General features: G+C 64.8%; 15 protein-coding genes. 4 read left to right on the top strand and 11 right to left on the bottom strand.

The genetic code is table 11. The features are described from left to right. Positions 1–13: 13 nt before the first annotated feature. The 3 genes from OYT95_RS39870 (at position 14) to OYT95_RS39860 (ending at position 1,844) form a co-directional block, all read left to right on the top strand. Positions 14–526, top strand: coding sequence for an Lrp/AsnC family transcriptional regulator (locus tag OYT95_RS39870; protein ID WP_235214835.1), 513 nt, complete (start codon positions 14–16; stop codon positions 524–526). 84 nt (positions 527–610) lie between these two features. Then, the gene (locus OYT95_RS39865) at positions 611–991 is read left to right on the top strand and encodes a putative quinol monooxygenase (protein ID WP_268793070.1); all 381 of its coding nucleotides are present in this window, start codon (positions 611–613) and stop codon (positions 989–991) included. A gap of 10 nt (positions 992–1,001) precedes the next feature. Beyond that, a complete protein-coding gene (locus OYT95_RS39860; RefSeq protein ID WP_268793069.1) occupies positions 1,002–1,844 on the top strand; it encodes a mycofactocin-coupled SDR family oxidoreductase in 843 nt (280 codons plus the stop codon). Positions 1,845–2,274: 430 nt separating this feature from the next. Here OYT95_RS39860 and OYT95_RS39855 read toward each other — a convergent pair whose 3' ends face one another. From OYT95_RS39855 to OYT95_RS39805, 11 genes are all read right to left on the bottom strand, one after another. Next, entirely contained in the window at positions 2,275–3,051 is a 777-nt protein-coding gene (locus OYT95_RS39855; RefSeq protein ID WP_268793068.1) for an SDR family NAD(P)-dependent oxidoreductase, read from the bottom strand. Next, positions 3,048–3,752 carry an SDR family NAD(P)-dependent oxidoreductase gene (locus OYT95_RS39850; protein ID WP_268793067.1) on the bottom strand — a complete coding sequence of 235 codons (705 nt, stop codon included), beginning with the start codon at positions 3,750–3,752 and terminating at the stop codon, positions 3,048–3,050. The genes OYT95_RS39855 and OYT95_RS39850 overlap by 4 nt, the downstream gene beginning before the upstream one ends. Positions 3,753–3,781: 29 nt before the next feature. Beyond that, the gene (locus OYT95_RS39845) at positions 3,782–4,906 is read right to left on the bottom strand and encodes an aminotransferase class V-fold PLP-dependent enzyme (protein WP_268793066.1); all 1,125 of its coding nucleotides are present in this window, start codon (positions 4,904–4,906) and stop codon (positions 3,782–3,784) included. Beyond that, complete coding sequence (locus OYT95_RS39840; protein ID WP_268793065.1) at positions 4,903–5,307, bottom strand: RidA family protein; 405 nt, start codon at positions 5,305–5,307, stop codon at positions 4,903–4,905. The genes OYT95_RS39845 and OYT95_RS39840 overlap by 4 nt, the downstream gene beginning before the upstream one ends. Further along, entirely contained in the window at positions 5,304–6,311 is a 1,008-nt protein-coding gene (locus tag OYT95_RS39835) for a quinone oxidoreductase family protein (protein ID WP_268793064.1), read from the bottom strand. Before OYT95_RS39835 ends, OYT95_RS39840 begins: the two co-directional genes overlap by 4 nt. Then, positions 6,308–7,657, bottom strand: a complete 1,350-nt coding sequence (locus OYT95_RS39830) for an MFS transporter (protein WP_128642737.1) — start codon at positions 7,655–7,657, stop codon at positions 6,308–6,310. The genes OYT95_RS39835 and OYT95_RS39830 overlap by 4 nt, the downstream gene beginning before the upstream one ends. 28 nt (positions 7,658–7,685) lie before the next feature. Continuing rightward, complete coding sequence (locus OYT95_RS39825; protein WP_268793063.1) at positions 7,686–8,498, bottom strand: acetoacetate decarboxylase family protein; 813 nt, start codon at positions 8,496–8,498, stop codon at positions 7,686–7,688. After that, a complete protein-coding gene (locus tag OYT95_RS39820) occupies positions 8,495–9,499 on the bottom strand; it encodes an alpha-ketoacid dehydrogenase subunit beta (RefSeq protein WP_268793062.1) in 1,005 nt (334 codons plus the stop codon). The genes OYT95_RS39825 and OYT95_RS39820 overlap by 4 nt, the downstream gene beginning before the upstream one ends. Next, entirely contained in the window at positions 9,492–10,445 is a 954-nt protein-coding gene (locus OYT95_RS39815; protein ID WP_268793061.1) for a thiamine pyrophosphate-dependent dehydrogenase E1 component subunit alpha, read from the bottom strand. Before OYT95_RS39815 ends, OYT95_RS39820 begins: the two co-directional genes overlap by 8 nt. A gap of 80 nt (positions 10,446–10,525) precedes the next feature. Continuing rightward, a complete protein-coding gene (locus OYT95_RS39810) occupies positions 10,526–11,344 on the bottom strand; it encodes an IclR family transcriptional regulator (protein ID WP_268793060.1) in 819 nt (272 codons plus the stop codon). Further along, the gene (locus tag OYT95_RS39805) at positions 11,341–12,615 is read right to left on the bottom strand and encodes a M20 family metallopeptidase (protein WP_268793059.1); all 1,275 of its coding nucleotides are present in this window, start codon (positions 12,613–12,615) and stop codon (positions 11,341–11,343) included. The genes OYT95_RS39810 and OYT95_RS39805 overlap by 4 nt, the downstream gene beginning before the upstream one ends. 331 nt (positions 12,616–12,946) lie before the next feature. Between OYT95_RS39805 and OYT95_RS39800 the strand changes: the two genes are divergently transcribed. After that, positions 12,947–14,263, top strand: a complete 1,317-nt coding sequence (locus OYT95_RS39800; protein WP_268793058.1) for an aspartate aminotransferase family protein — start codon at positions 12,947–12,949, stop codon at positions 14,261–14,263. The last annotated feature ends 3 nt before the right edge of the window (positions 14,264–14,266 follow it).

Raw genomic sequence — 14,266 nt, 5'->3', positions numbered from 1 at the left:
ATAGACTGACAGGGTGCGCAAAGTGACGTTGAACGGCAACCACGAACCGTCCGCAGCCTCGCAGGCACTTCCGCCGGAAGGCCTCGACGACGTGGACCGCGGGATCCTCCGGCTACTGCAGGAGGACGGACGGATGCCGTACCGCCAGATCGCACGCGAACTTGGCGTCTCCGAGGGCACGGTCCGCATCCGTCTTGGCCGCATGCAAGAGTCCGGGGTGTTGAACGTTGTCGCCATCGCGGATCCCTTCCGCCTGGGCTACCGGGTCCTCGCATTCCTGCTGCTCCGGGTCGAACCTGGCAAACAGGACCATGTCGTCGACACACTCACCACCTGGCAGGAAGCAACCTACGTGTCCTCGTGCATTGGCCGCGCCGACATCTACGTCCAGCTGGTGTGCCGGGACAACGACCACCTCAACGAACTGCTGCACCGACGTCTCCCCGACATCGGGGGCGTCCGAGAGTACGAGACCTTCATGGAGCTGAAGATGCACAAGGTCTCCTACGAATACTCCCCTTCCTGACGCGCCTCCCTCGAGGTTCATCTCCGCAGCGAGGTACGCGGCGCGCCGTCTTCAGGTTCCTACGAATCGAAACGAGGAACGGCGATGATCCTCATCGTTGTCAAATTCAACGTTCTCCCACAATTTCAAGACAGCTGGCCATCGATCACCCGTGCGTTCACCGCCGACACCCGCAACGAAGAGGGCAACCTCTGGTTCGAGTGGTCGCGCAGCATCGACCGCGACAATGAGTACGTCCTCGTCGAAGCCTTCCGCGATACGCACGCCGGCGAGACCCACGTCGCATCCGACCACTTCCGGCAAGGCCTGGAATCGATACGACCGACACTCGCCGAAACACCACTCATCATTCACACCGAGGTCGCCGGCTCGCAGTGGTCACACATGACTGAACTGGCCGTCAACCACGAACCCACCCACTCACATCTGAAATCCGATATCGGATTGTTCAGCACCACAGCATGATTGGAGCACCATGACCGGACGATTAGCAGACAAGGTTGCCTTCATTACCGGTGCCGCCCGCGGCCAAGGCCGCAGTCACGCAGAACGCCTGGCCGAAGAAGGCGCAGACATCATCGCCGTCGATATCTGCGGAGAGGTCGGCCGAACCACAAACTTCTACCCCGCCGCCACCGAAGAGGACCTCGCCGAGACAGTCCGGCTCGTCGAAAAGCACGGACGCCGAATCATCGCCTATACAGCAGACGTTCGTGATTTCACTGCCCTCGAGGCCGGGCTCTCCTCCGCCGTCGCCGAACTCGGCCGACTCGACATCGTTGCAGCGAACGCAGGGATCTTCCAATTCGGTGACGAGGTCCCCGACATCCCCGTCGACGACTGGCGCGACGTGATCGACGTCAACCTCACCGGTGTCTTCAACACCTGCAAGGCAGCCGTCCCTCACCTCGTCGACGGTGGCCGCGGCGGCTCGGTCGTCATCACCTCGTCGGACGCCGGCGTCAAGGGGTTCGCCCGATTCGGCCACTATGTGGCGTCCAAACACGGCGTCATCGGTCTCATGCGCACACTCACCATGGAACTTGCACCGCATTCCATCCGCGTGAATGTCGTTGCACCCACGAACTGCAACACCGCCATGATCCAGAACGACGCCGTTTGGAAGCTCTTCCGCCCCGACCGCGAGAACCCGACCTTCGAGGAATTCGCTGAGGCATCGTCGACCCTGCTGGCGCTACCCGAGCCTTGGGTCGAGCCTGCCGACGTCTCCAACGCACTGCTGTTCCTCGCCTCGGACGAGGCCCGGTTCATCACGGGCGTGACGCTACCGGTGGACGGTGGGTCCGCCGCGATCTGAATCTCACCGAACCGATCGTGCGGTGGTGGCCTCCGCCAATCAGCGGAGGCCACCAGCGCTGGACAATGAGCCACTGGCCCGGTCCGCGTGCAATGTGGTCGCGAGGAGTCGGCCACGGTCGGCTCTCAGGGACGAATCCGACACATATCCCGGGGGAGGAGTGTGGCGTACCGGATGTTGTCGACTTCGAGCAGTCGAGAGACCCAGCGTTCCGACCCCTCTGGTAAAGCCGCCGTGCGGTGGCATCCCATGCCTCGTCGCGTCGCGATACGGGCCCCAGCTGGCCAGATCTTCACCGCGGATAGCCAGTGCGGCAGCGTGGGCATCCGCCCGTTCCGTAACGCACGCACCTACGCGAATCCGGTCCCTGTATCCCAGTTACTCGACGGGTCTGATCCACACCGCTTCGCTTCGGTCGTCGAAGTCTGGTTCACACTCCCCCGTCGATTCGGAGTACCTGACCGGTCATGTAGACGGACTCAGGTGAGGCGAGGTAGCAGACCAGTCCTGCAATGTCGTTGGGTGACCCGACGCGGGTCAGCTGCGATTTCAGGTCGGCATTCGCCTGGGGGGCTTCGCGCATCCGCTGCGTCAGCCGGCCGGTTGCAATGATTCCCGGGGCCACACAGTTCGCGCGTATGCCGCGGGGTGCCAGGTCCTTTGCGAGATATCGGGTGTAGTGCGCTACGGCCGCTTTCGCAATTCCGTAGTGAGCATAGCTGCCGTCGGATGTGGGTTCGACACCGTTCAGCGAGGACATGGTGATGATGGATCCGTCGCTGCCAAGGGTAAGCGCGGGCAGTGCGGCGGTGACGGTAGCGATTGTTCCGATCAGATTTCTCCGCAGAACGATGTCGAGGTCATCGAGATCTATTGCGGAGGCGCGATTCCCGTCTAGGGGCCCGGTCCCGCCCCCGGCGTTGCACACGAGGGCATTCAGTTCGCCCCATCGGTCGATGATGGCCGAGGTGCACTCTTGCAGTGCTGCGGCATCGGTGGTGTCCGCTTCGACAGCCAGGACGTCGGCATTCAGGTCGTGCAGTTCGTCGAGGACCGATCCGTGTTCGTTCTCGTCGCGGAACTCCCGGTATCCGTCGAAGTTGATGTCGACCACGGCTACCGCGTATCCGTCGCGGGCGAGGGTGCACGCGATGTGCCGGCCGATCCCTCGGGCCGCCCCGGTGACGAGCGCAACTCTCGTCGTCATCGCACTACCGTCAGACCGCCGTCGACGACCAGCGTCTGTCCCGTGATCCAGCGCGCCCGGTCGGACAGGAGGAACGCGGCAGCCTCGGCGACGTCCTCAGGTGTCCCCCTCGTAGGCAGGGCGACCCGATCGTGCATCCGCTCGGCGTATGCGGGGTCGCGGGTGGCGACGTCGGCCATGGGGGTGGAGATCGGTCCTGGCGCGACAGCGTTGACCCGGATGTTGCGCGGTGCGAGGGAGACGGCCAGTCCCGAGGTGAGGGAGTTGACCGCGCCTTTGGTGGTCCCGTAGGCCCAGTTCGTTTCGGTGGCAAGGAACGCTGCGGTGGAGGATATATTCACTATGGCTCCGCTCGTCATGTATCTGGTTGCGTGGGCGGTGACGAGGTAGGTTCCACGAACGTTGACTTGCCACAGTAAATCGACGTCATCGGTACCGGTCGTCTCGACGGACCCACTTCGATAGATGCCTGCGGCGTTAACCACCTTGGAGGGGCTCGCACCACGGGATGCAAGGCCCTCGAAGCATTTCTCTACCTGTGCCTCGTCGGTGATATCCAGAGGGGTGAGAAGCACCGCGGGTTCGTCGTTCCAGAGGGCACGGAGGGCTTCTTCATCGCGATCGAGGGCCACCACCTGGCAGCCATCGTCGAGAAGCCGCCGGGTCGCTGCCGCTCCGATCCCCGAGCCGGCACCGGTCACCAACGCGACGGTGTACGTATTCACCTCTCCTACCCCTGTCCTTGGCCGGCAATGCTGCTGCGCAGTACCTGTAGAGCCGCATCGACGTCGTCGATGTTGTTGAAGTAGTGGAATCCGGCACGGAATCCGCCGTCGCTGAGTGTGGCTTTCACATGCTGCGCGGTGAGCGACGCCGGTTGAAGTGTGATGCCCGCGGGCGGATCGATGGTGACAATGTGCGATCGGTGTCCGTTGTTGCGTGAGCGAAAGCCCAGATCGGTGGCTTCCGCGGTGAAGCGATCGGCGAGGTGCAGACAGTGGTCTGCGACATCGCGGGCCGGCAGCTGGGTCAGGAGTTCCAGGGCAGCGCGGGCCCCGATCCAGGAGAACCAAGCGGGTGAGGTGTTCCAGCGGGTGGCGTCCTGCGCTTCCTGGTAGCGGCCGCCGAAGTAGTGCTCGGGTGGCCCCGTGGTTTTCCAGCTCGGCGCTAACGGCTCGGGGTTCCAGTTGCCGGTGGGGTCGCCGACGAGCCATGTTGTTCCCCGTGGGCAGAGCATCCACTTGTAGCCGTGAACGGCGGTGAAGTCGGCGCCCAGCTTCGAGAGGTCCGTCCGGAGGACACCCATCGTCTGGGTGAGATTCGCGAAGAACTGCGCACCGATGGCGTGTGCGGCATCAGCAAGCTGCTCGATGTCCACGCGTTCGCCGTCGAGGGTGATGACCTCGCTGGCCGCGACGAGCGCCGTGGATCGGTCGATTGCCGCGAGCAGGTCTTCGGTGCGAGATCGCCCGGGTGTCCGTTCGACCACCCGAACTTCGACGCCGTCTGCACGTCCCCGTGCCATCGCGGGGAAGAGGACGCTGCGGAATTCGTCGGCAGCGACGACGATGTTGCCCTGGTGGACACCGGACAGCACGGTGGTGAACGCCTCGGACAACGATCCGAGGCTACTGACGTGCGACGGTGGTACCGCTGCGTAGGCCGCGAACTCGGTGCGGGCAAGGTCTGCGGCGTGGTCCCAGTCCGACCAGGCGAACAGTCCGGTCGCCCAGTCGTCGAGGGTGGAGCGAAGTACCTCCGTGACGGGTGCGGCACCGGGCGGTGCGCCGGGGGTGTCGAGCCACGCCCACCGACCGAGCGCGGGGAAGAGGCCGCGGAACTGTTCGGGGGTCATTGCGGGACCGCGACGACGGCTTCGATTTCCACCAGCAGCCCCGGGGCGGCCAGTGCCGACACGGTCGCCGCCGAATGCGCCGGGTAGACGCCGTCGGGGAACCAATGCGCGAAGACGTCGTCGCGGGCCCGAGCGAATTCACCGAATCCATCCGCTCCGACAACGAGGGTGAGCATCTTGACGATGTCGGACGGTGTGGCGCCCAGCTCCCGGATGATGACATCGAGGTTCGAGAACGCCTGGCGGGCCTGATCGAACGCGTTGTCGCCGACGAGTGCTCCGTCGTGGTCGACACCGATCTGACCGGATACGAATGCAATGCTGTGGCCGGCGGGGACGATGGTGGCGTGGCTGAACTTGCCCATGGGCGGTGCAAGTGCCGCTGGATTGAGGTATGTCATGATCGCGATGTTCCTTCGATGTCGAAGACGGTCTTGCCGAAGCCGGGGGCTGTGTCCATGGCGGCGAACACCTCCGGTGCCGCGGCGAGCGGGTAGACAGTGTCGATGACGGGGCGAATCTTGTGGTGTTCGACGAACTCGAGCATCGCCCGGAAGTCGTGTGCGTTTCCCATCGAGGTTCCACGGATGTCGATCTGGCGGAAGAACAGGTCCCGGAGGGAGATCGGAACGTCGGCGCCGGTCGTTGCCCCGAACGTGACGACTCGTCCGCCGGGCCGGAGGGCGCGTACGGCTGACCCGAAGACGGATCCTCCCACGCTATCCACGACAAGATCCGCCCGGCGAGTGAGTGCCGCCTCGAAGTCGTCGGCGCCGACGATCGCGTGTGCGGCGCCGAGCTGACGGGCGCGGTCGGCGCTGTCGTGCCGCCGGGTGATGACGGTGACTTCGGCGCCGGCGGCCACGGCGAACGCCAATGCCAGTGGTCCGACGCCACCGCTGATCCCAGTGATCACCACGTGCTCGCCCGGTTGGAGTCCGCCGCGCGTGAACAAGGCCCGGTAGGCGGTCGATGCGGACAGGCCGAGGGCGGCGGCCTCGCGGCACGTGAGGTGCGGAGGAACTCGGTGAATGTTATTCAGCGGTACTGTGATTCGTTGAGCAAAGGTGCCGGGCCTGGGACCGCCGAGGATCTCGGGCACCTCCGGCAGCTGCGCGTCGTCGGGCCAGCCGATGCAGGGGTCGATGAGGACGGCGGTTCCGACGAGTGCTGCGTGGGCGGGTGACCCGACCTGGGTCACGGTGCCGACGCCGTCGGCGCCCAGGATCAGTGGGGGTTCGGCACCGGTGCGGTTGTTCACCAGGAACAATTCGTGCCGGTTGAGGCCTGCGGCGCTCAGGGTGAGGACGGCATCGTTCTCGCCGGGCGATTCCGGTTCGGGGGCGTCGTCGACGACCGCGACACCTGCCGGGCCCGGGCTCTTCGTGTGGATCACGGCGATCATGCGGGTACCACCGGGGTGTCGCGGAGTCCCGTGCGCAGCGACACACCGAGCGTCTCCCGGGTGAGCAGGGCTGCGATTAGGCTGATCGCTGCCCCGAAACTCACATACCAGGCGGGCGCATAGGTCGACCCGGAGTAGGTGATGAGGGCGGTCGCGGCGAGCGGGCCGAGGCCACCGAACAGGACGACGCCGAGGTTGTAGCCGATGGCGAGGCCGCTGTAGCGGCGGGAGGTGGGGAACAGTTCCGAGAACAGTGCCGGTTGCGGGGCGAGCATCATCGCGTCCCCGACGAGGATCAATGCGATGCCGGCGACGACGGCGAGGTAGCTGCGCTGGTGGATGAGCAGGAATCCGATGGGCGCGGCGACGACGACCCATACTGCGCCCCAGAGCACGAACGGCCGGCGGCCGATGCGGTCGCAGAGGCGGGCGAAGAACACCACAAGGACGACGAGGATCAACATGGCGGTGAGTCCGGCCGCACGGGCGGAGGCGGTGCTCATGCCCAGATCCGTGGTGAAAAAGGTCGGTCCGAAGACCAGCAGGACGTACGTGCACATCGTCGGGGAGCACACCAGCCCGCACACGAGCAGGATCGACCTCCAGTTTTCCTTAATCGCACTGATCAGTGGGGACTTCTCGCGCTCGCCGGACGCGGCGACCGCGGTGAATTCCTCGGTCTCTTCCAGCTTGAGTCGCATGTAGAGACCGATCATGCCCAGGGGGAATGCCAGCAGGAATGGGATCCGCCAGCCCCAGGATTGCAGATCGTCGGCACTGAGAACAGCGGTGAGGATCAGCGATGATGCGGCGGCGGTGAACATGCCCAGCGTGATGGTGATCGTTTGCCAGCTGCCATAGAATGCTCGCCGATTCGGTGGTGCGGATTCGACGACATAGGCTGCGGCGCCCATCCATTCGCCTCCTGCGGAGAGGCCTTGCAGGCAGCGGAGCAGGAGAATGAGCAGCGGTGCGGCGATGCCGATGCTGGCGTAGGACGGGACGACCGCCATCAGTGCGGTCGCGCACGAGATCGTCAAGATGATGGTCGAGAGGGTGATCTTGCGGCCGTAGCGGTCGCCGATGTAGCCGAAGAGCACTCCGCCGAGTGGGCGTACGACGAAGCTGATTCCGAAGACCAGGAAGGTCATCATCATCGCCACTGCCGGGTCGCTGTCCTCGAAGAAGAGCACCGCGAAAATGGAGGCGAAGTAGCCGTAGAGGACGAATTCGTACCATTCCAAGAAGTTGCCGATACACGCGGCGATGACGGCCTTGCGGCGTTCGGGTGTCAGGCCTTCGGTGTGTTCGGTGGGGGGAGCCGAACTGAGGGTGTTCTCAGACATGAGTTTTCCTTGACGGTGAGGGCGGGGTTCACCAGTGCGGTGCACCGAAGGTGGGAAGGTCGGCAGGGTCGAGGTGGTCGAGGTAGGTGCCGTAGTCGATGTCGAGTCGCGCGTGCCCGTACGTGGTGCGCACGGAGCCTTTGACGGCGAGGATGTGCAGCGGGTCGCTGCCGGATTCTGTGAATTCGAGGGACGCTTCGCCCTGGCGAAGGGGGCCGGTGACGGTGAAGGCGAACGGGATGCGGACCAGTCGGCTGATATCGAAGCCGGCGCCGTCCGCGCTGGGAATGATCTTTGCGGTGAACTGGGTGGTGAACCAGTCCGGCACGATCGCAGGGGTGCGCTCTTCTGCCGGAGGTGTCGCGGCGTGGTCGACCGTACCGTTGATCAAGGTGGCGCCGGCGGCATTGCTGACGGCGAAGTCGAGCTGCCTACCGTGGTCGTGCAGGTGGACGTTGCGGGATTGCTTCTTGGGCAGGCCGAAGAGCTCGCGCCCGAGAATGCCGTGGTTGAGTCCCTCGACGTAGGTTCCGATGGCGTAGGCGCCCTCGGTATCGCCGTGTCGGCAGCGGAGGTTGATTCCGGCCTGCATGTAGGCGGGTCTGGTCTCGACGGTGCCGTCGCCGGCGGTGAAGGAAGCGCCGATGAATTCGGCGACCCAGATCAGCACCTCGGGCGAGGCGGCCGGGCTCAATGGCCGTGGCAGAACCGCGGCGGCGATGTCCTCGGTGGTCGGGTAGACGGCGGTCAGCCAGCGGACGGTGACCGATTCCGTTCCGGGTGAGAACAGGGGCGCGAACACCGGCATAGCCATTGCGCCGCGGGGTCGGTTCGCGTTCATAGCGATACCTTCGCGGCATGTGCTGCGAATGCGCTGTCGATCTCGCGGATGATGCGGTCTGCGTTGGGGATCAGCGCCTGCGCGAGACTGGGTGCGGCGGGGATGCGGGCATCGGGTGTGCCGATCCGCAGTGGCGGCTGGTCGAGCTCGATTCCGGCGGCCGCGACCGCCGCGACGATTTCGGCGCCGACTCCTCCGATGGTGTGCGCCTCGTGGATGACAGCGAGCCGTCGGGTGCGCGCAACCGAGGACAGGATGTGCCCCATATCCAGGGGGCGAAGCCAGCGGGCGTCGATCACCTCGATGTCGATTCCGCGGGATGCGAGGGCGTCGGCAGCTTCGAGCACCTGGAATTGCATGGCGCCCCAGGTCACGGCGGTCAGAGCGGTGCCCGCTCTGCGGACGACCGCGTCACCGAGAGGTGCTACGGGTCCGCCAAGGGTTACCGGTTGCTTGTCCCGGTGGTAGAGGGTGCGGTTTTCGATGACGATGGTCGGGTCCGGCGATGCGGCCGCGGTGAGCAGCAGGTCGTACGCATCCTGGTGGGTTGCGGGCATACACACCTGCAGTCCGGGAATGTGGGCGAACAGGGCTTCGAGGCTCTGGGAGTGCTGCGCGCAGGCGCCGGGCGCGCTCCCCTGCTGCATGCGGACCGTGATCGGGGCGGTGAGCGCTCCCTGTGACACGTAGCGGACGTTGGCGGCCTGGTTCACGAGTTGATCGAAGGCGACGAGGGTGAAGTCTGCCCACATGATTTCGACGATGGGGCGCATTCCGAATAGTGCGGATCCGACCGCGCCGCCGAGAATGGCCGATTCGGAGATCGGAGTGTCGAATACGCGCCTACCGAAAGTCTTCTGCAGGCCTTTCGTGACTCCGAAGACGCCGCCGGGAGCGGCGACATCTTCTCCGAAGACCAGTGCCTTTGGGTCGTCGTCGAGGATGCGGCGAAGGGCTTCGTTCACGGCGCCGGCGTAGCTGAGGTTCTTGGTGTCAGGCATAGAGGTGCTCCAATACGGTAGTGGGATCTGCGACCGGGTCCGCGAGCGCGGCGAGGGAAGCCGCGCGGACTTCGTCGTTGACATCCGCAACGAGTGCGTCGAGCTCGGTTTGGGTGACACCGCTCTCCTGGAGGAGGGTTCGGGAGGCCCGCGCGAGTGGTTCGTCCGACTCGATGTCGTCGATCTCCCCGGCCGGCCGGTATTGCTGGGCGTCACCGATGTAATGGCCGACGATGCGGTGTGTCATGGCCTCGAGCAGGACGGGCCCTTTCCCTGCACGGGCATGCTCGGTGGCTTTCGACACGGCGTCCCGCATCACGATTGGGTCGTTGCCGTCGATCCGCGCACCCGTAATTCCGTACGCCGCGGCCCGCTTGAACAGCACCGGGTTCTTCACCATGTCAACAATCGGTGTCATCTCCGAATAGTGGTTGTTCTCGACGAGGAAAATGATGGGAAGTTGCTGGACCGCAGCGAAATTCATTGCCTCATGCACCGCTCCTTGGTTGAGGGCACCGTCGCCGAAGGCCGCGACGGCCACTCGGCCGGATCCGTCGAACGTGGCGGCGAGCGCCGCACCCGCGGCGATCGGGGCTCCCGCGCCGACGATGGAATTCTCCCCATACATCGCGGTGTCGGGGGTCGAGAAGTAGGCCGACCCACCCCGTCCGCCATTGGTGCCCGTGCTGCGGCCGAGAAGCTCCGCGAGGATCGAGTGCATGGTGGCGCCGAGCGCCAGTGCCCAACCGTGGCCGCGGTAGGTGGGAAATACCGCGTCGCGAGAGAGGTCCAACCCTGCCGCGGCGCCGACGTAGATCGCTTCCTGGCCGTTGCACAGGTGCACCGAACCGACGACCTCTTCGATCTTGCGGAGCCGGAGAATCTCGTTTTCCAGCACCCGGATTCGGTACATCTCGCGGTAGTGCGCGAGTAGCGGTTCAGTCATGGGATCCTCCGTGTGTTCATACAGGTAGGCCTCGGTACCGACGCGTCGTCGACGGGTCGGGTGAAGGGCTGTTACTGGGGTCAGGCGAGTCGGTGGTTGTCGAGCGGTGTGACGGTCGCGCCGGTAGCTTCGGTGCGCAGGTACGCGGTTGCGCGGTCTGCCGCGTCGCGGACGTGGATGGCGAGAACGTGCATTTCCTTCGCGAACCGCGACGTGGGTGCCGAGACGGCGAAGGCCCCGACCGGGTTGCGATCCTCGTCGAAGAATGGTGCGGCGATGCAGGAGACGCCGATCTCGAATTCTTCGTTGTCGACGGCGAATCCGTTCTTCTTCACCGTCACCAGTTCTTGGGCGAAGGCGTCGAAGTCGGTGATGCTGTTCGGGGTCACCGGGACGAATGACTCCGGCGGGAGCATCGCTTCGACGCGTGCGGAGGGCAGATGCGCAAGGATCGCCTTGCACGACGCCCGGGTGTGCAGGTTCCCGGAGTAACCGACGTCGAGATTACCGACACTGAGGATATGACTTCCCGCGATCCATTCCTGGAGCGTGACAACCCCGTGGTACCAGCCGGAAATGTAGACCGTCTCCCGGGTCTTTTGATTGAGCCCGACAAGTAGCGCCGACAGCGCAGGCTCGGGCCGGGTGTGCAGGTTGACGGTCTTGCTCAGTCGGGCGGCGCGAGCGCCCACGACGTACGCGCCATTGCGTAGACGGATGACGAATTCGTCCTGCTGCAGCGTCTTGAGGATGTGGTAGCAGGTGCCCAGGTTCAGATCCAGGGTTCGCGCGATCGCCTTAGCGGTCATTGTGCCATCGGCAGCGGCGATCGTCTCGAGCACCTCGAGGCCGCGGGTCAGCGTCCGGAGGGTGGTGCCACCGGACTGGGGCTCGGTCATTGCATACTCCCGGCGAAATCGAGGAGCATATCGGCGATCACCCGGGATCCGAGTTCGACCGCGTCCTCGTCAATGAACTCGTCGGGACTGTGCGCAAGCGCTGTGTCCCCCGGCCCGTAGATGATTGTCGGTATCCCTTTGGGCCCGTACTGGGCAGCGTCAGTACCGGCCGTCAGACCGGTGACCTTCGGTGATCCCGTCGCCCGGGCGATCGCGCGTTCGGCGGCAGCCACGAGAGGATGGCCCGCCGTGGTCTCCCATCCCGGAAGCGCATGCTGCCAGTGAATGCGGGTGGGGTGCTGACCCCAGCTCGCATCGCCATCAACCCGCGCGATCAGCGCCTCCAGATCATCTCGGAGCGCACCGAGGTCCTCCCCCGGTGCGGTACCCCACCGGCCTGCCATCCGCGCCGAATCCGGAACCGCCGCCCGCCAAGTTCCCGCGGACACGGTGCCGACGACGAACGGCACCGGGGTGGGGATGTCACCGAAGTACGTGCGGTACTGCTCACCGAACCGGGCACCGCGCTCGTCAGCGAGCCCGGTCATCGCCTCATGGACGCGCATGAGGTGCAGGAAGGCATCGGCACCGCGCCACGGCGCCGAGGTGTGCGCCGAACGACCCTCCACCTCGAGCTCGAAGAACAACAGCCCGGTCCCGATCGGTGCAACAGCTCCATTCGTCGGCTCGAGCACGATAGCGGCGAGCGGTTCCGGGACCCGGGAGAACACTGCGCGAGTCCCCACCCCGGTGGTTTCCTCCGCGCACACCAGTTGGACGGCGAGGTCGAATGGCAGGGAATCCGCAAGTTCGCTGAGTGCGTCCACCGCGTACAGAGCCGCGGCGATTGGCCCCTTCGTATCCACCGCACCTCTGCCGTAGATGCGGCCGTCTCTGCGCACACCGGAGAAAGGTGCATCGGTCCACGCCGCGTGATCTCCAGCCGGCACCACATCGATGTGCCCGTTCAGGACCACCGAGGGCATCCCTTCGCGAGGAGGCCGTGGCCACGCGATGATATTGGCCCTTCGATCGACGTTGGGCTCATTCGCCCGGTGGTAGGCGGCGAGCTCGCTCAGTGGCTGCGACTCGTGGGTCCACCCGTGACGATCGAGCCAGGCGATGAGGAAGTCGTGGATGCGATCTTCCTCGCCGCTGACACTGGCGTGCTGGACCGCCTCCGACACGAACTCGAGCATCTGCTCACGACCACGCGTGATGCGGTCCTGCACCTGCTCGCGTCGAGAATCTGTCTCGATCGTCGCGCTCATCGGCACCTCCTCAGTTTCCGGACCACGTCCCTGTGCGGTCGGTGAACACACGATGAACGCCGCGGTAGTGGAGGGCAACAGTTCAGCTGCCGCCGTGTCACTATATGAAATTTCACGCCGAGCGAAAGGGAATTGCACCCCGACCCGCTCAGCTACCGGCAGGTAGAGCGCCCATTCCCGCCAAATCCGGTTTCGCCGGCCGACTCCAAACCACGCCCGACCAGACTCGATTTTCAAATAGTAGAAAGTTCCGGTACGAACACTGCCCGTGCTGCCAATCACCGCGTAGCGTCCAGCCGATCCGCCGACTCCGAGGAGAGAAGAGAGTTCCGTGAACGACGTATCACTCCACCAGCGACACCGCGCCGTGATGCCCGACTGGCTGGCGACCTACTACGAGGACAACCCCCTCGAGCTGGTCTCGGGATCCGGTCGCCACGTCACAGGAGGAGACGGCAGAACGTACCTCGACTTCTTCGGCGGACTCCTTGCAACAATGATTGGGCACGACATACCCGAAATCACCGAAGCCCTGCGCCGCCAGGCAGGCCAGCTACTGCACTCGAGCACCCTGTACCTGATCCGCTCACAAGTCGAGCTCGCCGAGAAAATCGCGGCCCGCGCCCCCGTCGACAATCCCCGCGTCTTCTTCGTCAACTCAGGCTCGGAAGCAGTGGAAACGGCACTACTCCTGACAACCACTGCCCGGCAGTCGAATCAGGTGATCGCTCTCAGAGGCAGCTACCACGGCAGATCCTTCGGAACCGTTGCCACCACGGGAATCCGCGGCTGGTCCGCAACCTCACTGAGCCCCCTGCAAGTCACCTACGCTCACAGCGGATACAAATACCGCAGCCCATTCGGGCACCTCGACGACGACGCCTTCAACACCGCATGCCGCGACGAACTGCAGACCATGATCGAGACCTCCACCTCCGGCAATATCGCCTGCTATCTCGCCGAACCTATCCAAGGCGCGGGCGGATTCGCGACCCCACCCGACGGGTTCTTCCTCGCGATGAAAGAGGTTCTCGACGCCTACGACATCCCCTTCGTCTCGGACGAGGTCCAATCCGGGTGGGGCCGAACCGGACGCTCCTACTTCGGAATCGAACACTACGGAGTTCGCCCCCAAGCGATCACCTTCGCCAAGGGGCTCGCGAACGGGCTCAGCATCGGCGGTGTCGTCGCCGAAAACGAACTGATGAACTGCCTGACCGCGAACTCGATCTCGACCGCCGGCGGCAACCCGATCGCCATGGCGGCGGGAAACGCCGTACTTGACTTCATCGAGTCGCACGACCTGCAAGCCAATGCCGCCGACGTCGGCCACCTACTGTCAACCGGGCTGCAGGAACTGGCAACCCGCCACCCACTGATAGGAGACGTGAGAGGCGCCGGACTCATGCTCGGAGTCGAACTCGTCGAAAACGGAACCAAGAAACCCGCAGTCGCCGCAACGAACACCATTCTCACGCAATGCCGCGAACGGGGACTGCTCATCGGCAAGGGCGGATTGTCCGGCAACGTCCTCCGCGTGACACCACCGATGACCGTCACAATCGAGGAAGCCAAACAGGCTCTCGGAATCCTCGACGACGTCCTCGCATACGTAACATCGCGAGCTGAGCCGCAACCAATCCACTGACCG

This window comes from Rhodococcus sp. JS3073 (assembly GCF_026810085.1).
In the GTDB taxonomy this organism is placed as follows: domain Bacteria; phylum Actinomycetota; class Actinomycetes; order Mycobacteriales; family Mycobacteriaceae; genus Rhodococcus_F; species Rhodococcus_F wratislaviensis.
This window is presented reverse-complemented; position numbering and strand designations above follow the sequence as displayed.